The sequence below is a fragment of the Mesorhizobium ciceri biovar biserrulae genome (assembly GCF_001618845.1).
GTDB classification, from domain to species: domain Bacteria; phylum Pseudomonadota; class Alphaproteobacteria; order Rhizobiales; family Rhizobiaceae; genus Mesorhizobium; species Mesorhizobium ciceri.
Genome location: NZ_CP015064.1, coordinates 325,033 through 345,336 on the forward strand (window position 1 = coordinate 325,033; position 20,304 = coordinate 345,336).

The window sequence follows — 20,304 nt, forward strand, 5'->3', positions numbered from 1 at the left end:
GACCAATGAAATCGGCATTCAAAGAAACGCGCGCGGCACCTTCTCCTCGAAATTGCGCTCGAAGACGAGGGTTTCGTCCTCATAGGCCTCGATTCTGGCGCTGACGCTGAAGTTTTGCCCGTCCGATCGCATTTCGGCTGTCGTTTCGGTGCGTACTGACCATCCGTTTCGCGACAGGGTCTGCGTCCAGTGCGTCTTCCCCGAGGCCGACAGCGGATCGTCGGGATGGATCGTCCAGGTCTCGCGGGCGATGCTGCCATTGGCGAGGCCATGGGCGAGATCGCGCACCTCGCCGAAATCGTCAGCAATGGAAAGCGTCACCATTCCGGTCTTCTCATCACGATCGACATGACGCTCTGAATTGGCGGCGCGGATCGTCTCTGTTGCCCAGGGGGTGGCACCTTCCGGCTCGGCGAACGTTACTTCGTCGCCTGTCGCCAGCGGCCGCAGCGGCAAATTGAGCGTCGCCGTCGACAAGGTGAGCTGGACCGGCTCCGGCGACGGCCAGATGGCAGGCCAATAGGCGTTCGAAACGGCAACACGCAGCCGGTGGCCGGCCGGCACACGATAGGCGCATTGATCGAGCACGACGCGCACCGAGACGGTTTCGCCCGGCACCAGCGCCTCGGGGAATTCATGCGAATTGCGGTGCGTCAGATTGAGCACGCCATAGGAGATCAACTCCGAGGCGCCGTCGGGATGCACATCGCAAAGCCGGACCGCGATGTTGGCCTGCGGACGATCAGAGGACAGCCGCAGCTCGACCTCCGGCGCTCCGACGATGTCGATCGGCTCGCTGAGTTCCGGCTGGTCGAGACACACCGACAGCGCATCGTCGGGGCGCTGGTCGCCGGGCAGTTCGGGACCGAAGGTGAAGGGAAAATACTCGCCGCCGGCCAGGCCGCAGCTTTGCGGAGAGGCGATGATGGCGGGTTTTTCCGTTGAGGGGATCAGATCAACCGTTTGCATCTTGATGGTTGGCGAGGGCCATTCCTGCTCCGCCACCCAACGGCCGGGACGCTCGGGGTGCCAGCGCGCCGGACGCACGCTGTCCATGACATAGGCGCGGTAGGCCGGGTCCGCCTCGACGCCGGTGTCGACACCCTTCAGCCAGCGGTCCCACCAGCGCAAGGCCTCCTGCAGGAAGCCGATGGCAGGCTTGGGCCCGGCGTAGTGCGGGTATTTGTGGATCCATGGCCCGACGATGCCCTTGACCGGGGCTTGGATGTTGGTCGCCAGATGCGAGACGGTGTTGCGGTAGCCGTCATGCCAGCCGCCGATCGACAGCACGGCGGCTTTGACGGCGGAAAAATCCTCGCAGATCGAGCCGCGCTTCCAGTAGGCATCACGGTGCTGGTGTTTCAGCCACAGCGGCGCCAGGAAGGATTGGTTCTCCAGCCGGGTCAGCCAAAGATCGCGCCACCGGTTGTCGCCGGCCAAAAGCGGATCCGGCGGCCGCGACGAGTAGGACAGCATGGTCGAGGCCCAGCCGAAATTCTCGATCAGCAGGCAGCCGCCCTTGTAGTGGATGTCGTCGGCATAGCGGTCGACGGTCGAGCACAGGCTGATCACCGCTTTCAGCGCCGGCGGCCGCTTGGCCGCCACCTGCAGGCAGTTGAAGCCGCCCCAGGAAATGCCCATCATGCCGACATTGCCGTTGCACCAGGGCTGGCTTGCCGCCCAGGCGATGACGTCGCAGGCGTCCTGCAATTCCTGCTCGGAATATTCGTCGTCCATCAGCCCTTCGGAATCGCCATTGCCGCGCATGTCGACGCGGATCGAGGCATAGCCGTGGCCGGCGAAATAAGGATGCGTCAGCTGATCGCGAAAGATGGTGCCGTCGCGCTTGCGGTAGGGCAGATGCTCTAGGATGACAGGCACCGGATCGTCGCCCGCATCCTCCGGCATCCACACCCGCGCCGACAGGCGGCAGCCATCCGGCGTGACGATGCCCATATCCGGGAATTCGACGATTTTGCGGGCAAATTCGGTGACGGTTTTCATGGCATGCTCCAGGATCGCCAGATGATGGAACCTGCCGTGCCGCGTCGTGGGCCAGCCAACGAATTCGGCTGGTCAATCCGCGTCAGTTCAGCGGGATATCGTTATCGTCCTTGTTCGCCTGATAGATGTTGGACAATTCATCGTAGCGCGCCGAAATCGCGCCGATACGGGTCTCCAGCCGTCGCCGCTCTGCCTCGGGCAACGCTCGCACCAGCCTGCGGATAGAAAAGCTCTTCCAATAGGCATTCTCGGCATTGTAGCCGCCGGGATCGAGGGTGAAGACCTCTTTCAGGATCTTCAGGTCGTGCGGGATGGCGAAGCTGTCGCGCGAATCCTCGTGGCTGAACAGATAGTAGAAATTATCGAAGCCGGTCCAGGTGATCGCCGACAGGCACAACGAGCAGGGTTCGTGCGTGGCGATGAAGATGGCGTCTTTCGTATCGACGCGCTCAGCCCTGGGCATTTCGTAGAAACGCTTCAGGCAGTGTACCTCGCCATGCCAGAGCGGGTTTTCCATCTCGTTGTTGGTTTCAGCCAGCACCAGCGAACGGTCGTCCTTGCGCAGGATCGCCGCGCCGAACAGCTTGTTGCCATAGGTAACGCCCTCGGCCGTCTTCGGCACGATGTCGTGCTCGATCACATCGAGCAGGCGGTCGATCAGTGAAATATCGGTCACAGGAGGCTCTCGTTGGGCAAGTGGATCTCGTAGGCGTGCGAGAAATGGAACTCTTCGAGATTGGAGCCATCGCCGCCACGGTCGACGATCAGGAAGTCCTGAGCCTCGCCGAGCGGCGTCAGCACGCCATGCCAGAGATTGCGCCGGTAATTGATGCCTTGTCCGGGTGCGGTGATGAAGGCATGCGGCTCGCCCGGCCCCTGCTCCCCGTCATGGCAGACGACGACCAGGAAGGGGCGCGGCGAGAGCGGGATGAAGGCCTGGCTGCCGAAGGGATGGCGCTCGACCATGCTCAATTTCAGGGGCAATTCGTAGGGCGTGCCGCGCACCATCGAGATCAGCACTCGGGCGTTCGGACCGGTTGCTTCGGCGGTAGCCAGATCATGATAGCGCTCGGCCCTGCCGCCATTGATCGGGTAGTGGTTGTCGCCGCCCATGTCGATGACATCGCCGAAGGGGGCAAAGCCATCGCGGGTCAGCGGCCGCGCGACGATACGGGTCACAGCGCGCGCCTTGCGATGCCGGCGCCGCCGAGCTTGGCGTGCCGGTTGACATCCTTGTAGAGCAGATAGCGGAATTTACCCGGGCCACCGGCATAGCAGGCCTGCGGGCAGAAGGCGCGCAGCCACATATAGTCGCCGGCCTCGACCTCGACCCAGTCCTGGTTGAGGCGGTAGACGGCCTTACCCTCCAGCACATAGAGACCGTGCTCCATGACATGGGTCTCGGCGAAGGGAATGACCGCGCCGGGTTCCAGCGTGACAATGGTCATGTGCATGTCGTGGCGCAAATCTGCCGGATCGACGAACCGCGTCGTCGCCCAGCGGCCTTCGGTGCCGGGCATCGGCGTTGGCGCGATCTCCTGCTCATTGGTGAAGAAGGCTTCCGGCACATCGAGACCGTCGACCACCTCGTAAGCCTTGCGAATCCAGTGGAAGCGCACGGCGGCCCTGCTTTCGTTGCGAACCGTCCAGCCGCTGGCCGGCGGCAGGAAGGCAAAGCCGCCGGGCCGCAACACATGCGTCTTGCCGGCAAGCAGAACCGTCAGTTCGCCTTCGACCACGAACAGAGCGCCTTCGGCGCCGGCATCGGGTTCCGGCCGATCGCTGCCGCCGCCGGGCGCGACCTCGACAATGTATTGCGAGAACGTCTCGGCAAAACCCGATAGCGGTCGCGACAAGATCCAGACGCGGGTTTCGTCCCAGAACGGCAACGCACTGGTGACGATGTCCTGCATCACACCCCGGGGAATGACGGCATAGGCCTCGGTGAAGACGGCGCGGCCGGTCAGAAGCTCGTTCTGGCCGGAATGACCGCCATGTGGCGCGTAATAGGTTCGCTCGGGCATCCTGATCGTATCCATGGTTTCAAACCTATTGCGGAAGCATGTCCTTGAGGCGGAGCAGCGCGATGCGCTCGACCTGTTTGCAGGCGGTCTCGAATTCGACGCCGCGGCTGTTGCCGATGCGCGCCTCGAACTCCGCCAGGATTTCCTGCTTCGTCTTGCCCTTCACCGCGATGATGAAAGGGAAGCCGAAGGTGGTGACGTAGGCGGCGTTGAGCTTGGAAAACAGTTCGCGCTCCTTGTCGGTCAGCGCGTCGAGGCCGGCCGAGGCCTGTTCCCTGGTCGATTCCACCGTCAGCCGTTTGGCCTTGGCCAGCTTGCCGGCAAGGTCGGGATGGGCGTTGAGCACCGAAAGCCGCTCGGTTTCGCTGGCGGAGCGGAAGATACGGCAAAGCGCATTGTGCAGGCCGCCCGAAGTGTCATGCGCCGGGCCTAGTTCCAGTTCGTAGGCGCGTTCGGCGATCCAGGGCGAATGCTCGAATACGCCGCCGAAAGTGTGGACGAAGGTCTCGAATTCCATCTTCGATGGGCGGAGTGCCGCCGGTTGATAAGGATTGACCTCTTGCCAGTGCTTGGCGATGTCGATGCGCCTCGCCAGCCAGACCTTGTCGTGCGACTTCACATAGTCGACGAAGCGCTTCAGCGCCGCCACCCGGCCCGGCCGCCCGACGAGGCGGCAGTGCAGGCCAATGTTCATCATGCGTGGCCGGCCGGCCTTGCCCTCGGCATAGAGCGTATCGAAGCTGTCCTTCAAATAGGCAAAGAACTGGTCGCCCGAGTTAAAACCTTGCGGCGTGGCGAACCGCATGTCGTTGGCGTCGAGCGTATAGGGGATGATGAGCTGCGCGCCGCCCTCATGCTCGAACCAGTACGGCAGCTCGTCGTCATAGGTGTCCGACACATAGTCGAAGCCGCCTTCTTCCGCCACAATCCGCACCGTGTTGATCGATGTGCGACCCGTATACCAGCCGGTCGGGCGCGCGCCGGTCACTTCGTAGTGCAGCTTGATCGCCGCCTCGAGGTCGCGGCGCTCATCCTCGGCGCTGTGGTCGCGGTAGTCGATCCATCTTAAGCCGTGCGAAGCGATCTCCCAGCCGGCGTCCTGCATGGCCGCTACCTGATCCGGCGAACGGGCGAGCGCTGTGGCGACGCCGTAGCAGGTGATCGGCACTTGCGACTCGGTGAACAGCCGGAGCAGCCGCCAGAAGCCGGCGCGGGCGCCGTATTCGTAGATGGATTCCATGTTCCAGTGGCGTTGACCCACCCAGGGTGCCGCGCCGACGATTTCCGACAGGAAGGCTTCGGACGCCTTGTCGCCATGCAACACGCAGTTTTCGCCACCTTCCTCGTAATTGACGACGAACTGCACGGCGACATGTGCACCGCCAGGCCATTTCGGGTCCGGCGGATTGGCTCCGTAGCCACGCATGTCTCTGCTGTAACGCATCGTCCCTCCCGCCGGGCACGGCCCGAAGTATGATCAGAATATCGAAAGGGTGCTTCTCGCATTCCCCCGAAAATTTTTGAAAGTGTTTTTGTCGCACTCCGCTCGACCGGGACTTATGCATCGCCTTTAATTGGCGCACAATTCACTGTTGATACTTGACCGTACCGGGCCAATTCGCTCGTACCGGAAATGGGAGGCGGCCAATGGCAGAAACGTCGAAAGCCGACGGCGGGCGTCTGACGACCCATGTCCTCGACACGGCGACCGGCAAGCCGGCGGCGGGACTGTCGATCGCGCTCTATCACCTCGAGGGCAAGGCGCGGACACATCTGAAGACCGTTCTCACCAATGCCGACGGCCGTTGCGACAAGCCGCTGCTCGCCGGCGCGGAGTTCCGCACCGGCGAATACGAACTGGTCTTCGCCGCCGGCGACTATTTGCGCCAGCAGGGGTTGAGCCTGCCGAAACCGGCCTTTCTCGATGTGATACCGATCCGCTTCGGCATGGCCGAGCCTGTGCATTATCATGTGCCACTGCTGGTCTCGCCCTACGGTTACTCGACCTACAGGGGGAGCTGAGGCATGACCAAAATTAGCATCCGCAACGAAATCCGCTTCATTCTCAATGGCAGGGATGTGGCGCTTTCGTCGGTGGCACCCGACGCGACCTTGCTCGACTGGCTGCGGCTCGACCGTTCGCTGCGCGGCACCAAGGAAGGGTGCGCCGAGGGAGACTGCGGTGCCTGCACCGTGCTGGTCGGCAAGCTGTCGGAGGGCGGCTTGGTCTATGAAAGCGTCAATGCCTGCATCCGCTTCCTCGGCTCGCTCGACGGCACACACGTCGTAACGGTCGAGCATCTGCGTGGCGGGCCAGGCCAGTTGCATCCGGTGCAGCAGGCGATGGTCGATTTCCACGGCTCGCAATGCGGCTTCTGCACGCCCGGCTTCGTCATGTCGCTCTATGGCTTGTGGATGAAGTCGCCTGATCCCTCGAACGCGGATGTCGAAAAAGCTTTGCAAGGCAATCTCTGCCGCTGCACCGGCTATGAGGCGATCATGCGCGCCGCGCAGGCCATCTCCAGCTACGGCAAGGCGGCAAAGGACCCGCTGGCCACGGAACGCAAGGCGATCACCGCGAGGCTCGAGGCCATGCGTGACGGCGCCCGGGTCGAGATCGGAACCGGCAAGGCGCGGCTGGTCGTGCCGGCCGATGTCGACGATTTCGCCGCCGTGCTGGACAAGGAACCCGGCGCTACCATCGTGGCCGGCTCGACCGATGTCGGCCTGTGGGTGACCAAACACATGCGCGATATTTCGCCGGCCATTTTCATCGGCAATCTCGACGGGCTTTGCACCATCTCGGAAGACAAGGGCGTCATTTCGATCGGCGCCGGCGTCACCTACACTGACGCCTTCGCGACATTGGCGAAGCGCATTCCGGCGCTGGGGCCGTTGTTCGATCGCATCGGCGGCGAACAGGTGCGCAACATGGGCACCATCGGCGGCAACATCGCCAACGGCTCGCCGATCGGAGATACGCCACCGCCCTTGATCGCGCTCGGCGCAAGTCTCACCTTGCGCAAGGGCAAGAAGCGGCGGACGATCCCGCTGGAAACCTTCTTCATCGCCTATGGCAAACAGGACCGGCAGCCGGGCGAATTCGTCGAGGCCGTGCACGTGCCGGTGCCGGCCAAGGGAACGAAGTTTGCCGTCTACAAGATCACCAAGCGTCGCGACGAGGACATTACCGCGGCCCTTGGTGCGTTTTTCCTGGATCTGGCCAAGGACGGCACGGTGGCGGAGGTGCGCATCGCCTATGGCGGCATGGCGGCGACGCCGAAGCGGGCGTCTTCCGTCGAAAAAGCGCTGTTCGGCAAGCCATGGACCGAACAGACGGTTGAAGCGGCGATGGCCGAATATGCCAGGGATTTCACCCCGCTGACCGACATGCGGGCCTCGGCCGAATATCGCGCCCTGGCAGCGAAAAACCTGCTGCTGCGCTTTTTTGCCGAGAGCAGCGGCACCAGAGAGCCGGTCCAGGTTTCAAGGCACGAGGCGGCATGATGAACAAGCACGCTGCCCCCAACCTCAAGGCTGAAAAGATCGCTGGCGGCGTCGCCACCGATCAGCGCCACGATTCCGCGCACAAACATGTCAGCGGCGCCGCCGTCTACATCGACGACATGCCGGAACCATCAGGCACGCTGCATGGCTGCCTAGGGCTTTCCGGTGCCACGCATGCCACCATCACCAGCATGGATCTCTCGGCGGTGCGTACAGCGCCCGGCGTTGTCGACGTGCTGACGGCCAGTGACGTGCCGGGCGAAAACGACATTTCGCCGACCGGCCGCCACGACGAGCCGGTGCTTGCCGACGGCAAGGTGCAATTCTACGGCCAGCCTATCTTCTGCGTTATTGCGCAAACTCGCGAGCAGGCGCGCCGCGCCACAAGATTGGCAAAGGTCGAATACAAGGAATTGCCTTTCGTCACCGACATCGGCGCGCTCGATCCGAAGAAGGACAAGCTCGTCACGCCGCCTCTCACCCTGAAGCGCGGCGATGCCGCTACGGCGATCCGTCAGGCGCCGCGCCGGCTAAAGGGAAAAATGCGCATCGGCGGCCAGGAACACTTCTACCTCGAAGGCCATATCGCCATGGCCGTTCCTGGCGAGGATCAGGACGTCACCATCTATTCCTCGACCCAGCATCCAAGCGAAGTCCAGCACATGGTCAGCCATGCGCTCGGCGTGCCGAGCAATGCCGTCACGGTGGAAATCCGCCGCATGGGAGGCGGCTTCGGCGGCAAGGAAACGCAGGGAAATCAGTTTGCCGCATTGGCCGCGATCGCCGCGAAGAAGCACCACCGCGCCGTGAAGATCCGGCCCGACCGCGACGACGACATGATCGCCACCGGAAAGCGTCATGATTTCCTCGTCGATTACGAGGTCGGCTTCGATGATGAGGGCAACATCCTCGGCGTCGATTTCATGTTCGCGGCGCGCTGCGGTTTTTCGTCGGATCTGTCCGGCCCGGTAACCGATCGCGCGCTGTTCCACTGCGACAACACTTATTTCTGGCCGGCGGTGCATGCGCAGTCGGCGCCGCTCTACACCAACACCGTGTCGAACACCGCCTTTCGGGGGTTCGGCGGCCCGCAAGGCATGGTCGGCGCCGAGCGCGTCATCGACGAGGTGGCCTTTGCCGTTGGCAAGGATCCGCTCGAAATCCGCAAGAAGAATTTCTACGGCACCAGTAGCGAGGGGGGCCGCAACATCACGCCCTACCACCAGACGGTCGAGGATAACATCATCCAGCGCATCGTCGCCGAGCTGGAGCAAAGCGCGAGCTATGCGCGGCGGCGGCGTGAAATATCGGCCTTCAATGCCAACAGCCGTTTCATCAAGCGGGGCCTCGCTCTGACGCCGGTCAAGTTTGGCATCTCGTTCACCGCCACGCATTACAATCAGGCCGGCGCGCTGGTGCATGTCTACACCGATGGTTCGGTGCATCTGAACCATGGCGGAACCGAGATGGGGCAGGGCCTCTACGTCAAGGTGGCACAGGTGGTGGCGGAAGAGTTCCAGATCGATCTCGACCAGGTGAAGATCACCGCGACTACGACCGGCAAGGTGCCGAACACTTCGGCTACGGCAGCGTCGTCCGGCTCCGACCTCAATGGCATGGCGGCGCAGAATGGCGCGCGCCAGATCAAGGATCGGCTGACCGATTTCGCCGCCGAAAAATATCAGGTGCCGCGTGATCAGGTGCTGTTCCTGCCCAACCGGGTGCGTATCGGCAACCAGGAAATCGCCTTCGCCGACCTCGTCAAGCAGGCCTATATGGCCCGCATCCAGCTGTCGGCGGCTGGTTTCTACAAGACGCCGAAAATCCACTGGAACCGCGACAAGGGCGAGGGCCGCCCCTTCTATTATTTCGCCTATGGCGCCTCGTGCTCGGAAGTCTCGGTCGACACGCTGACCGGCGAATACATGGTCGAGCGTACCGATATTCTCCATGACTGTGGCCGCTCGCTGAACCGGGCGATCGATATCGGCCAGATCGAGGGCGGCTTCATCCAGGGCATGGGCTGGCTGACGACGGAAGAACTGTGGTGGGACGCCAAGGGCCGGCTGCGCACGCATGCGCCGTCGACCTACAAGATCCCGCTCGCCTCCGACCGGCCGAAGATCTTCAACGTCACCTTGGCCGACTGGCCGGAAGCCGGCGAGCCAACCATCCACCGCTCCAAGGCGGTCGGCGAGCCGCCGTTCCCGCTCGGCATGTCGGTGCTGCATGCGCTATCGGACGCGGTGGCCAGTGTCGCCGACAACAGGATCTGCCCGCGCCTCGATGCTCCGGCGACCCCGGAGCGGGTTCTGATGGCGATCGAGCGGCTGAAGAAGGAGGCCGGCGCCTGAATCCGGCCCCAGGGTCGGCAATGCGTGCAATCCGGGCCGAAAAAACCTATATTTCCCATTCGGGAACGTGAACCATGAACTCGAAAGTGCAAAGCCTGAAAGCCTTTCTCGCCAGCGCCGGTCGGGTTGCCCTGGTCGAAGTGGCCGGAACAAAAGGCTCGACGCCACGCGAGAAGGGCGCCTTCATGCTCGTCTCGCAGACGGCGATCTTTGGCACCATCGGCGGCGGTCAGCTCGAATATATGGCGATCGACAAGGCCAGGCAGATGTTGGGCAAAGAAGCCCGCATCGAGGTTGACGAAGTCTGCGCTACCCTAGACGTCCCGCTGGGTCCCGAGATCGGCCAATGCTGCGGCGGGCGCGTTGAAGTCTTGATCCGGCTCGTCGATGCTGCGCTTGCCGGCGACCTGGTTGCGGCCGCGGAAGCCGAGGAGGCGCACCTGCCGTACGTCTACATCTTCGGTGGCGGCCATGTCGGCCAGGCGCTGGCATCGGCGATCGCACTTCTTCCCGTGCACGGCGTCGTCATCGAGACGCGGGCCGAAGCACTGGAAGGCATGCCCGAAACCATCGAGACACGGCTGACAGCTATGCCGGAAGCGATGGTGCGGAATGCCCCCGCCGGCGCCGCCTTCGCCATCCTGACCCACGATCATGCGCTGGATTTCCTGATCGTCGCGGAAGCGCTGAAACGCGGTGACACCGCCTATGTCGGCATGATCGGCTCGAAGACGAAGAAAGCGACGTTCAGGACCTGGTTCCTGAAATCGGCGGACGGCAGCCAGGCTGAGTTTGCCCGCCTCGTCTCGCCAATTGGCGGCGACACCGTCAAGGACAAGCGCCCTCAGGTCATCGCGGCGCTGGCTGCGGCCGAGATCATGACGGCGTTGGTCAATCACAACGCAGCCTTTAATGCCGACCATCAAATTCCGCATGGCAGGGTGATGGCAGGCTAAGCTGCGCCGCAGCTAAACCGGCCGTTTCAAACCCAGATGGTCGCGCAGCGTGCGGCCCTGGTATTCCGTCCGGAACAGGCCGCGCCGCTGCAACTCCGGCACGACGAGCGTGGCAAAGGCATCGAGTTCCCCGGGGAAATATGAGGGCATGACGTTGAAACCGTCGGCCGCGCCACCCTCGAACCGCGCCTGCAGTTCGTCGGCGACTTGGGCCGCTGTGCCGACGATGCGCCAATGGCCCCGCGCGCCGGCAAAATGCCGGGCGAGCTGGCGGATGGAGAGGCCGTCGCGGCGCGAGTGCTCGATGACCAGCGCTTGCCTGCTCTTCATCCCCTCGCTCTCCGGCAGTTCCGGCAGTGGCCCATCGATCGGATAGCGCCACAGATCGGAGATGCTGAGGTAGCTGGACAGCAGCGCCACGCCGACATCGTCGGGGATCAGCTCCTGCAATTCCTCGTATTTTTCACGGGCCTCCGCTTCGGTCTCCGCCACCACCGGTGCGACGCCCGGCATGATCTTGATGTCGTCCGGCTCGCGCCCGTAGGCCGGCAGACGTCCTTTGAGATCGTCATAGAAGGCCTTGGCTTCCTCGAAGGTCTGCGCCGCCGTGAACACCACATCGGCGGTGCGGGCGGCAAGGTCGCGGCCGACATCCGAGGCGCCGGCCTGAACCATCACCGGCGCGCCCTGCGGCGAGCGCGGCAGGTCGAGCGGATCGCGAACCGAAAAGCTCTGGCCGTTATGGCCGGAAGCCTTGCCGTGCCACAGGCCGGTCACCACCTCGGCAAACTCGCGCGCCCGTTCGTAGCGGTCGGCATGGGGCTTGAGGCCCGTCGCGCCGAAATTGGCTGCTTCGATGGGGCTGGCCGAGGTGACCAGATTCCAGCCGGCCCGGCCTCCGCTCAGATGGTCGAGCGACAGGAAGGTTCGTGCCAGCCCATAGGGCTCGTTGTAGCTTGTCGACGCTGTCGAGACGAGGCCGATGCGGCTGGTCTGGACGGCGAGCGCCGAGAGCAGGCTGATCGGCTCGAAACCGATCGAGCGCGACGTCTGGCTGGCAATGCCGATATTGGCTTCACGCAGGCCGGCGGCGTCCTCGCAGAACACCATGTCGAATTTTGCCGTCTCCGCCGTGCGCGCCAATGCGATGTAATGGTCGATGTCGATGCCGGCGGTGACGTGTGCCTTTGGATGGCGCCAGGCGGCGATGTGGTGGCCTGTCGCCCACAGGAAGGCGCCCAGCCTCATCTGGCGAGCGGTCATCGGTCACCTCCGCCGGCAAGCCCGAGATGCGAGCGCAACGTTTTTCCGCGATAGCTTTCTCGAACCAGGCCACGCCGCCGCAGTTCCGGCAGAACCAAGCCGACGAAATCGTCGAGCGCTGAAAGCTGTTCCGGCATCAGGATGTTGAACCCGTCGCAGCTTTTCGCCAAGAATTCCTTTTCCAGCCTCTCGGCGACGGCAGCCGGCTTACTATCGGCGATAAGCGCGACGTTCGTCAGCACTTTCACAGCATCCGGATCGCGTCCGCACGCCGTGACACGGCGCCTGATATCGTCATAGCGTTCGGTCGCGCCCTCCACCAGTCCGCCGTCCAGCAGGATGACATCGGCGGTGCGAGTGGCAATATCGAAGTCGGATTCCTGCAGGCCCGACAAGACGAGCACTGGCGTATCCTGCGGCGACCGGGCGACGTTCAGCGGTCCGCGCACGGAAAAGAATTCGCCCTTGTGCTCCAGCAGGTGCATCTTTTCGGGGTCGTGGAAGCGGCCGCCGCTCTGGTCGAACAGCAGCGCGTCCGCATCCCAGCCCTGCCACAGACCTTGCACGATGCCGATATATTCCTCACTGCGACGGCGGAAATCGTTAGGCGAAAATCCTTCGGGCCGGCTGAAATTGGCTGCTTCCCGTGGCGCTTGCGTCATGGTTGCGTTCCAGCCACTGCGGCCGTGGCTGATAACGTCGAGCGAAGCGAAACGGCGTGCCAGATTGTAGGGTTGGTGGGCAATTGTCGAGGCAGCGGCAACCAAGCCGATCCTGCTTGTGACAGTCGCCAGAGCGGCCAGCAAGGTCGTCGCTTCGAAGGGCATCCGTTTGTTCGCGGCTTCGCTTTCGGACGCTGGCGCGGCATCGGCAAGCAGCACCATGTCCAGCCCGGCTGCTTCAGCCTTTTGCACGAAACCAGCCAGGCGGCTGAATTCCAACCCAGTCTCGAGTGATGGATCGGCGAGCGAAACGGCAAGATGCATTGTGGCGCCGTTGTCCATCGAGGGTTCCCTATGAGATGAAATGCCACCCAAACTATGTTCGCCACATCCTGGGATGGCAACCGCCGGCGCTGGGCCAAACCGCCGCTCACCTACCGGCCAGTCCCTATTTGCCGGCCAGCCTTTATTTGCCAGCAAGAAGATCGTTGATCAGCCGCTGGCAGCGCTCGGCCATGAAGTCGAGCAGCAGCCGCACTTTTGGGTCCTGCAGCTTCTTGTGCGGATAGACGGCGGCGAACTGCACCGGTGTCGGTGGCGTGCTGGGCAGGATCACCTTCAGCCGCCGGTCGCGGATGAATGGCTCGACCTCGAAGCGCGGCTTGTTGATGATGCCGCGGCCTGAAAGCGCCCAGCCGGTGAGCACGTCGCCATCGTCGGTGTCGTAGGGCCCGTGTACCTCGAATTTCTGCGGGCCGGTGGGGGTCTGCAGCGTCCACACATATTCGCGCGCGCCCGAATAACGCAGCATCAGGCAGTCGTGCTTCTTGCCGATCAGTTCCTGCGGCTCAATCGGTTCGCCGCGCGCTTCGAGATATTTCGGCGCCGCCACCAGCACGCGCTCGCATTCCATGATGCCGCGCATCCTGAGGCTGGAATCCTCGATGATGCCGAGCCGGAAGGCGACGTCGATGCCTTCCTTCATGATGTCGACATTGTGGTCCGAGAGCCTGAGCCGCACCTCGATATCAGGGTATTTGTCGTGGAAATCGGGGATGCCCGAAGCGACCAGCCGGCGGCCGAGGCCGAGCGGTGCCGTGACGCGGATGGTGCCGCGCGGCTGGCCGGAAAGGGCAGAGACCGCCGCTTCCGCCTCGGTGATTGCCTCCAGCACCTGCTTGGCGCCCCCGTAAAAAACCGTGCCATGCTCGGTCGGCATCAATTGCCGTGTGGTGCGGTTGAACAGCCGCACGCCAAGGTGCTTCTCCAGTTCCTTGATGCGGTTGGAAGCGACCGCCGGCGAAATGCGCATGTCGCGCCCGGCCGCCGACAGATTGCCGAGTTCAACGACGCGAACGAAGACGGCGATGTTGTCGAGATAGGCCATGCGGAGCACCTTCGCCGGTTTGCAGGATCAACCTAGTATTTTCCATTTTTTTTTGAAAGTCCTCGTGCGCCTCGCCTCTTTCCGTTTGCGCTCCAGCCCGTAAAGTCACCCAATCGGCAGGGACGATTTCAATGATGGATTTCGCGATTTTCTGGGATTGGCTGAGTTTTGCCGTGCGCTGGCTGCATGTCGTCACCGGCATCGCCTGGATCGGCTCGTCGTTCTATTTCGTCGCGCTCGATCTCGGCCTGCGCCAGCGTCCCGGCATGCCCGTCGGCGCCTTCGGCGAGGAATGGCAGGTGCATGGCGGCGGCTTTTATCACATCCAGAAATATCTGGTGGCGCCGGCCGAAATGCCGGAACACTTGACCTGGTTCAAATGGGAATCCTACGCCACCTGGCTTTCCGGCTTCGCCATGCTGTGCGTCGTCTATTATGCCGGGGCCGATCTGTTCCTGATCGATCCGAACGTGCTGCCGATGTCGGTGCCGGTCGGCATCCTGCTGTCTCTGGCAACGATCGGCGTCGGCTGGGTGGTCTACGATCTGCTGTGCCGCTCGCCGCTGGGCAAAAGCGACACCGGCCTGATGCTGGTGCTCTATTGCGTGCTGGTGTTCATCGCCTGGGGACTGACCCACCTGTTCACCGGCCGTGCCGCCTTCCTGCATCTGGGCGCCATCACCGCCACGATCATGTCGGCCAATGTCTTCATGGTCATCATCCCCAACCAGAAGATCGTCGTCGCCGACCTCATCGCCGGCCGCAAGCCCGACCCGAAATACGGCAAGATCGCCAAGCAGCGCTCGCTCCATAACAATTACCTGACGCTGCCGGTCCTGTTCCTGATGCTGTCGAACCACTATCCGCTGGCGTTCGGCACTGAGTTCAACTGGGTCATCGCCTCGCTGGTGTTCATCATCGGCGTGCTGATCCGGCACTATTTCAACTCGGTCCATGCGCGCAAGGGCAATCCGACCTGGACCTGGATGGCGGCACTCGTCCTGTTCATCGTCATCATCTGGCTGTCGACCGCGCCGAAGGTGCTGACCGGCGAACCCAAGGAATCCGCGTCGGCGCAAGTCTATGTCGCTTCAGCGCATTTCCCGGCGGTGCGCGACACCGTGCTCGGCCGCTGTTCGATGTGCCACGCGGCGGAGCCGGTCTATGAGGGCATCTATCATGCGCCCAAGGGCGTGATGCTCGACACCGATGCGGATATCGCCAACCACGCCCGCGAAATCTATCTGCAGGCCGGCCGCAGCCACGCCATGCCGCCCGCCAACGTCTCTCAGATCACCGACAAGGAACGGGCGCTGCTGGTGGCCTGGTTCGAAGGCGCAGGGAAATAGCATGAATTCGACACTTCTGCGCGGCCGCACGCTGTCCTTTGTGCGCTGGCCGCAAACTATCGAAGACCATTCCGCCTGGCGCTACGAGGAGGATGGCGGACTGCTGATCCGTGACGGCAGGATCGTCGCCGCGGGTAGTTATGCCGATGTTGAAAAGCAAGCCGACGAAACGGTGAAAAGGATTGACCACCGGCCGCATCTGCTGCTGCCCGGCTTCATAGATGCCCATGCGCATTTTCCGCAGATGCAGATCATCGCCTCCTACGGCGCCGAACTGCTCGACTGGCTGAACACCTACACTTTTCCGGAAGAAACGAAGTTCGCCAACGCCCAGCACGGCCGCCGCATCGCGCGGCTGTTCCTCGACGAAATGGTGCGCCACGGCACCACGACGGTCGCCGCCTACTGCTCGGTGCACAAGGCCTCGGCCGAAGCCTTCTTCGCAGAATCGCATGACCGCAACATGCTCAACATCGCCGGCAAGGTGATGATGGATCGCAATGCGCCCGACGGCGTGCTCGACACCCCGCAATCCGGCTATGACGACACAAAGGCGCTGATCAAGGAGTGGCACGGCAAGGGCCGCCAGCACTACGCCATCACGCCGCGCTTCGCCATCACCTCGTCGCCGGAGCAGATGGAGATGGCGGGCGTGTTGTGCCGCGAACATCCCGGCCTGCACATGCAGACGCATCTGTCGGAAAACCACGCCGAGATCGCTTTCACGCAGGAACTCTACCCGTGGGCGCGCGACTACACCGACGTCTACGAGCATTACGGGCTGTTAGGCAAAAAGAGCCTGTTCGGCCACTGCATCCATTTGTCGGAGCGCGAAGCGGATGCGCTTTCGGACTCGGGCTCGGTGGCGGTGTTCTGCCCGACCTCGAACCTTTTCCTCGGCTCCGGCCTCTTCGATTATCAGCGCTTTCGCCGACGCGACAAGCCGATCCGCATCGCCGCCGCCACCGATGTCGGCGGCGGCACCAACTACTCCATGCTGCGCACCATGGACGAAGGCTACAAGGTGATCGCGCTGAATGGCGAAAAGCTCAACCCGTTCCAGTCCTTCTGGCAGACGACGCGCGGCAATGCCGAGGCGCTGTCGGTGGTGGAAAAGATAGGCACGCTGGACGCGGGCACCGACGCCGACATCGTCGTGCTGGACGCCAGGGCAACGCCGGGAATGCGACTCAGGATGGAGACGGTCGAGACGCTGGCGCAGGAACTCTTTCTCCTGCAGACGCTGGGCGACGACCGCTCCGTCCGCGAAGTTTATGTGGCGGGGCGGCCAGCCAAGGCTGACATGAGCGCGGGGTAAGACCCCCTCACCCGGATTGCCAACCGAATTGCGAAGGCAATTCGGGGCAATCCGGCCTCTCCCCGAGGGGAGAGGAGGAAGCCGAGGCCCGTGCTCGTCTCTTCTCCCCTCGGGAGAAGGTGGCCACGCCACGGAAGCTTGACCGAGCGGAGCTTGTCGTACACACGACGTGTGACGATTTCGGAGAAAGAAAATGGCCGTTGCTGACGACATCGCTCTGATCAAGAGACAGGAAGAGACCCTTGTCTTCGCGACCTTCGACGAGGCCGTCGCTTTCAAAATCGGCTCCGCCATTCGCGATCGTGCAATCGCCGAAGATCTACCCATCATAGTCGACATCAGGCTGTGGGACCGGCCGCTGTTCTACGCCGCGCTGCCGGGCTCGAACGCTTCCAATCCCGACTGGGCGCGGCGCAAGATCAATGTGGTCAAACGGTTCCTGAGAAGCACCTATCGCATGGTGTTGGAACAGCAGCGCCCCGACCGCACCTTCAAGATTGGTGAAGGGCTGGATATTGCCGACTACGTGCTGGCCGGCGGTGGCTTTCCGGTGACCGCCAAGGGCACCGGCGTCATTGGCGTCATCGCCGTTTCCGGACTGCCGGAGCGCGAGGATCACGGCGTCGTCGTCGATGCGCTGTGCGATCATTTGGGCGTCGACAAGCGCGGCTTGGCATTGCCTCGGGAAGGCGAATGACCGTGCTCGACCCCAAATCGTTCCTCGTCTCCATCTTCAACGCCGCCGTCGCCGCCGCCGATCCGGAACGAACCATCAGGGATCATCTGCCGGCCAAGCCCAAGGGCCGTACCATCGTCATCGGCGCGGGCAAAGGCTCGGCGCAAATGGCGGCAGCCTTCGAGAAAGTGTGGGACGCCCCCATCGAAGGGCTGGTCGTCACCCGCTATGGCTATGGCGCGACCTGCGAGCGCATCGAGATCATCGAGGCGGCGCACCCGGTGCCGGACGCTGCCGGCCTTGAAGCCTCGCGCCGGCTGCTGGCGAAGGTGCAAGGGCTGACGGCGGACGATCTGGTGGTGGCGCTGATTTCCGGCGGCGGCTCGGCGCTGTTGCCGTCGCCGGCCGGCAGCTTGACGCTGGCCGACGAGATCGCCGTCAATGAGGCGCTGCTCGCCTCGGGTGCGCCGATCGCGGCGATGAACACTATCCGCAAGCACCTTTCCACCATCAAGGGCGGCAGGCTGGCGGCGGCCGCATGGCCGGCCAGGGTGGTGTCGCTGATCGTCTCCGATATTCCCGGCGATAATCCGGCAATGGTCGCCTCCGGCCCAACCGTACCGGATACAGGCAGCCGCGCCGACGCGCTGGCCTCGATATCGGCCTATGGCATGAAACTGCCGGCCTCGGTGATGGCGCATATCAATTCGCCGGCCGCCGATGCGCCAAGCCCGGATGACGAGCGCTTTTTGCGCAACGAGGTGCATCTGATCGCTTCGGCCGGGGTATCGCTGGAAGCCGCCGCTGCGGAAGCGAAACGGCAAGGCGTCGAGGCGGTTATCCTCTCCGATGCCATCGAAGGCGAGGCGCGCGAGGTTGGCGGTGTCCACGCCGCGATCGCGCGTGAAGTGGCGACGCGCAACAGGCCTTTCTCGAGGCCGGTGCTGATCCTGTCGGGCGGCGAGACAACCGTGACGCTGCGCGCAAAAGGCAAGGGCGGCCGCAATTCGGAATTCCTGCTCGCCTTCGCCATCGGCATCAATGGCGTCGACGGTATCAATGCGCTGGCCGCCGACACTGACGGCATCGACGGTTCGGAAGACAATGCCGGTGCCTTTGCCGATGCTTCGACCGTGTCGCGCATGCGCGCTGCCGGGGTGGACGCCAAGGCTATGCTTGCCGGCAACAATGCCTGGACGGCCTTCAACGCGGTTGACGATCTCTTCGTACCCGGCCCGACCGGTACGAATGTCAACGATCTCAGGGCAATTCTGATCAGATAGCCGCAGCAATTCCAGGAAAACCGTGAAGCGGTTTTCCGTCCGGAATCGCGCAAAACAGACAATCAGGCGGCCATCAGCCGCTTCACCAGCTTCATGTCCTGCAGGAACCGTTCGCGTTCAGCCTCCTTGTCCGCGGGTTCGCGGATGCGCAGGATGAAGGAGGGATGGATGGTGATGAACACGCGCAATCCGTCCTCGCGCTCGATCACTTGTCCGCGCATCTTTGTCACCGGAATCGCCTTGCCGAGCAGCGACATCGCCGCTGTCGCGCCGAGTGCCACGGCGAGGTTCGGCTTGATCAGCTCGAATTCTTGGTCGATCCACCAGCGGCAGGCCTGAATCTCACCGGAATTCGGTTTGGAGTGGATGCGGCGTTTGCCGCGCGGCTCGAACTTGAAGTGCTTGACCGCGTTGGTGACATAGACCTTTTGCCGGTCGACACCGGCATCGTCCAGGATCGCATCGAACACCTTGCCGGCCGGACCCACGAAAGGTTTGCCGGCGAGGTCCTCCTGATCCCCCGGCTGTTCGCCGACGAAGATCACCTTGGCATTGTCAGGGCCTTCACCGAAGACGGTCTGCGTCGCGTCGCGCCACAGCGGGCAGCGGCGGCAGCCTTTCGCTGCCTCGCGCAATTCCGGAATCGTGCTTGCATCATCTTCCGGTGCTTCGACGGGCTGCTTCGGCCAATGCCGTGCCTGCACCTTTGCGTGGTGCGGCGCGGGTGTTGTCGGCATCTTCGCAATCATGTCCTTGGCGGCCTTGTCCGCTCCTGCGATCATGTCTGGAATGAGCGAGGCCTCGGGAAGGTTCCGCCAATATTTCTTCGGCATCTCCTTCTGCATGGCTTTCACCTTCAATCGCGCCGGGTTGAAGATGTTCTCGAAATAGGTGCGCCAGAGCGCCTCGGTATCGTCCTGATCAGGCGCATCGCCCTTGGCCGCGCCCGGCCCGATCGCCAGCCTTTCGCCATCCCAGTCGGCAGAGGCATAAGGGGTCAGGATCGTCCAGCGCATGCCGGTGAAACGTCTGACGAAGAAATCGGCGTTGCGCTCGACGATGAAATGATCCGGCTCGAACCAGGCGACATAGCGCTCATCGGCACCGTCGCCGATTTTCCGGAAACGTACGAAGGCGTGCATCTTGTGGCTGTCGCGCCGCACCGCCTTCTCCATGGCCTCGAGCCGCCTGGTGTCGGAATCCGACGCGATTTCCAGCAGTTTAGCCTCGTCGCGCAATCGCCACAGCATTCGGTAGAGAAAGGCAAACCGGCCGGGATCGGAATGGCAGAACGCCGTTTCGGCATGCCCGAGGAAGTCGCGCGGCACGACGAGTTGCGCGCCCGCAGGCACTTCAGGCAATTGTGCCTGCTCAGAGCCTGGCGCGACATGCCAGTCGACGTCCTCGGGCCTGACCTCATTCAAGGCCAGCCGCCGTGCCGCGTCACGCCAGCCCGCAAAATCCGTCTCGCTGTCGAGCCGAACTCTGTATCTGGCGAGATCGAGTTCCGCCGGCCGCATG

General features: G+C 63.2%; 17 protein-coding genes. 8 read left to right on the forward strand and 9 right to left on the reverse strand.

Annotated features, from left to right (window positions below):
* Positions 1-18 precede the first annotated feature (18 nt).
* From A4R29_RS01605 to puuE, 5 genes are all read right to left on the reverse strand, one after another.
* On the reverse strand, positions 19-2,004 hold the full coding sequence (locus tag A4R29_RS01605) for a CocE/NonD family hydrolase (RefSeq protein WP_063171032.1): 1,986 nt from the start codon (positions 2,002-2,004) through the stop codon (positions 19-21).
* An 82-nt stretch (positions 2,005-2,086) separates the two neighbouring features.
* Positions 2,087-2,680 (reverse strand): nucleoside deaminase, encoded by a 594-nt coding sequence (locus tag A4R29_RS01610; RefSeq protein ID WP_024501941.1) that lies wholly within the window; start codon positions 2,678-2,680, stop codon positions 2,087-2,089.
* A complete protein-coding gene (locus tag A4R29_RS01615) occupies positions 2,677-3,183 on the reverse strand; it encodes an ureidoglycolate lyase (RefSeq protein WP_063171033.1) in 507 nt (168 codons plus the stop codon). The genes A4R29_RS01610 and A4R29_RS01615 overlap by 4 nt, the downstream gene beginning before the upstream one ends.
* The gene (locus A4R29_RS01620) at positions 3,180-4,043 is read right to left on the reverse strand and encodes a bifunctional allantoicase/(S)-ureidoglycine aminohydrolase (RefSeq protein ID WP_024501939.1); all 864 of its coding nucleotides are present in this window, start codon (positions 4,041-4,043) and stop codon (positions 3,180-3,182) included. Before A4R29_RS01620 ends, A4R29_RS01615 begins: the two co-directional genes overlap by 4 nt.
* 10 nt (positions 4,044-4,053) lie before the next feature.
* Complete coding sequence (gene puuE, locus A4R29_RS01625) at positions 4,054-5,472, reverse strand: allantoinase PuuE (RefSeq protein WP_063171034.1); 1,419 nt, start codon at positions 5,470-5,472, stop codon at positions 4,054-4,056.
* A 203-nt stretch (positions 5,473-5,675) separates the two neighbouring features.
* On the opposite strand from puuE, the gene uraH reads away from it, so the two are divergent.
* The 4 genes from uraH to xdhC all read left to right on the forward strand — a co-directional run bounded on the left by uraH (position 5,676) and on the right by xdhC (position 10,845).
* A complete protein-coding gene (uraH, locus tag A4R29_RS01630) occupies positions 5,676-6,050 on the forward strand; it encodes a hydroxyisourate hydrolase (RefSeq protein ID WP_013528242.1) in 375 nt (124 codons plus the stop codon).
* Between the two features lie 3 nt (positions 6,051-6,053).
* Positions 6,054-7,535 carry a xanthine dehydrogenase small subunit gene (gene xdhA / locus A4R29_RS01635; protein WP_063171035.1) on the forward strand — a complete coding sequence of 494 codons (1,482 nt, stop codon included), beginning with the start codon at positions 6,054-6,056 and terminating at the stop codon, positions 7,533-7,535.
* The gene (xdhB, locus tag A4R29_RS01640) at positions 7,535-9,889 is read left to right on the forward strand and encodes a xanthine dehydrogenase molybdopterin binding subunit (RefSeq protein WP_063173520.1); all 2,355 of its coding nucleotides are present in this window, start codon (positions 7,535-7,537) and stop codon (positions 9,887-9,889) included. The genes xdhA and xdhB overlap by 1 nt, the downstream gene beginning before the upstream one ends.
* Positions 9,890-9,963: 74 nt before the next feature.
* Positions 9,964-10,845, forward strand: a complete 882-nt coding sequence (xdhC, locus tag A4R29_RS01645) for a xanthine dehydrogenase accessory protein XdhC (protein WP_063171036.1) — start codon at positions 9,964-9,966, stop codon at positions 10,843-10,845.
* Between the two features lie 12 nt (positions 10,846-10,857).
* Here xdhC and A4R29_RS01650 read toward each other — a convergent pair whose 3' ends face one another.
* The 3 genes from A4R29_RS01650 to A4R29_RS01660 form a co-directional block, all read right to left on the reverse strand.
* Complete coding sequence (locus tag A4R29_RS01650) at positions 10,858-12,108, reverse strand: LLM class flavin-dependent oxidoreductase (RefSeq protein WP_063171037.1); 1,251 nt, start codon at positions 12,106-12,108, stop codon at positions 10,858-10,860.
* Positions 12,105-13,112, reverse strand: coding sequence for an LLM class flavin-dependent oxidoreductase (locus tag A4R29_RS01655; RefSeq protein ID WP_082827275.1), 1,008 nt, complete (start codon positions 13,110-13,112; stop codon positions 12,105-12,107). The genes A4R29_RS01650 and A4R29_RS01655 overlap by 4 nt, the downstream gene beginning before the upstream one ends.
* Before the next feature lie 124 nt (positions 13,113-13,236).
* Entirely contained in the window at positions 13,237-14,157 is a 921-nt protein-coding gene (locus A4R29_RS01660) for a LysR family transcriptional regulator (protein ID WP_024501932.1), read from the reverse strand.
* Between the two features lie 131 nt (positions 14,158-14,288).
* Here A4R29_RS01660 and A4R29_RS01665 point away from each other — a divergent pair, with 131 nt between their 5' ends.
* The 4 genes from A4R29_RS01665 to A4R29_RS01680 all read left to right on the forward strand — a co-directional run bounded on the left by A4R29_RS01665 (position 14,289) and on the right by A4R29_RS01680 (position 18,783).
* Positions 14,289-15,506, forward strand: coding sequence for a urate hydroxylase PuuD (locus tag A4R29_RS01665; RefSeq protein ID WP_024501931.1), 1,218 nt, complete (start codon positions 14,289-14,291; stop codon positions 15,504-15,506).
* A gap of 1 nt (position 15,507) precedes the next feature.
* On the forward strand, positions 15,508-16,824 hold the full coding sequence (guaD, locus tag A4R29_RS01670) for a guanine deaminase (RefSeq protein WP_063171038.1): 1,317 nt from the start codon (positions 15,508-15,510) through the stop codon (positions 16,822-16,824).
* A 193-nt stretch (positions 16,825-17,017) separates the two neighbouring features.
* Positions 17,018-17,521 (forward strand): heme-degrading domain-containing protein, encoded by a 504-nt coding sequence (locus A4R29_RS01675; RefSeq protein ID WP_013528233.1) that lies wholly within the window; start codon positions 17,018-17,020, stop codon positions 17,519-17,521.
* Entirely contained in the window at positions 17,518-18,783 is a 1,266-nt protein-coding gene (locus A4R29_RS01680) for a glycerate kinase type-2 family protein (protein ID WP_063171039.1), read from the forward strand. The genes A4R29_RS01675 and A4R29_RS01680 overlap by 4 nt, the downstream gene beginning before the upstream one ends.
* A 62-nt stretch (positions 18,784-18,845) precedes the next feature.
* Here the strand turns inward: A4R29_RS01680 and A4R29_RS01685 are convergent, their stop codons facing one another.
* Positions 18,846-20,303: a UdgX family uracil-DNA binding protein gene (locus A4R29_RS01685; protein ID WP_024501928.1), complete on the reverse strand. Its 1,458-nt coding sequence runs from the start codon at positions 20,301-20,303 to the stop codon at positions 18,846-18,848.
* Position 20,304 lies beyond the last annotated feature (1 nt).

Coding starts and splice junctions, on each gene's coding strand:
- A4R29_RS01605 (WP_063171032.1), bottom strand. CDS start 2,004: ATGAAAACCGTCACCGAATTTGCCCGCAAAATCGTCGAATTCCCGGAT.
- A4R29_RS01620 (WP_024501939.1), bottom strand. CDS start 4,043: ATGGATACGATCAGGATGCCCGAGCGAACCTATTACGCGCCACATGGC.
- puuE (WP_063171034.1), bottom strand. CDS start 5,472: ATGCGTTACAGCAGAGACATGCGTGGCTACGGAGCCAATCCGCCGGAC.
- uraH (WP_013528242.1), top strand. CDS start 5,676: ATGGCAGAAACGTCGAAAGCCGACGGCGGGCGTCTGACGACCCATGTC.
- xdhA (WP_063171035.1), top strand. CDS start 6,054: ATGACCAAAATTAGCATCCGCAACGAAATCCGCTTCATTCTCAATGGC.
- xdhB (WP_063173520.1), top strand. CDS start 7,535: ATGAACAAGCACGCTGCCCCCAACCTCAAGGCTGAAAAGATCGCTGGC.
- xdhC (WP_063171036.1), top strand. CDS start 9,964: ATGAACTCGAAAGTGCAAAGCCTGAAAGCCTTTCTCGCCAGCGCCGGT.
- A4R29_RS01650 (WP_063171037.1), bottom strand. CDS start 12,108: ATGACCGCTCGCCAGATGAGGCTGGGCGCCTTCCTGTGGGCGACAGGC.
- A4R29_RS01655 (WP_082827275.1), bottom strand. CDS start 13,112: ATGGACAACGGCGCCACAATGCATCTTGCCGTTTCGCTCGCCGATCCA.
- A4R29_RS01660 (WP_024501932.1), bottom strand. CDS start 14,157: ATGGCCTATCTCGACAACATCGCCGTCTTCGTTCGCGTCGTTGAACTC.
- A4R29_RS01665 (WP_024501931.1), top strand. CDS start 14,289: ATGATGGATTTCGCGATTTTCTGGGATTGGCTGAGTTTTGCCGTGCGC.
- guaD (WP_063171038.1), top strand. CDS start 15,508: ATGAATTCGACACTTCTGCGCGGCCGCACGCTGTCCTTTGTGCGCTGG.
- A4R29_RS01675 (WP_013528233.1), top strand. CDS start 17,018: ATGGCCGTTGCTGACGACATCGCTCTGATCAAGAGACAGGAAGAGACC.
- A4R29_RS01680 (WP_063171039.1), top strand. CDS start 17,518: ATGACCGTGCTCGACCCCAAATCGTTCCTCGTCTCCATCTTCAACGCC.
- A4R29_RS01685 (WP_024501928.1), bottom strand. CDS start 20,303: ATGCGGCCGGCGGAACTCGATCTCGCCAGATACAGAGTTCGGCTCGAC.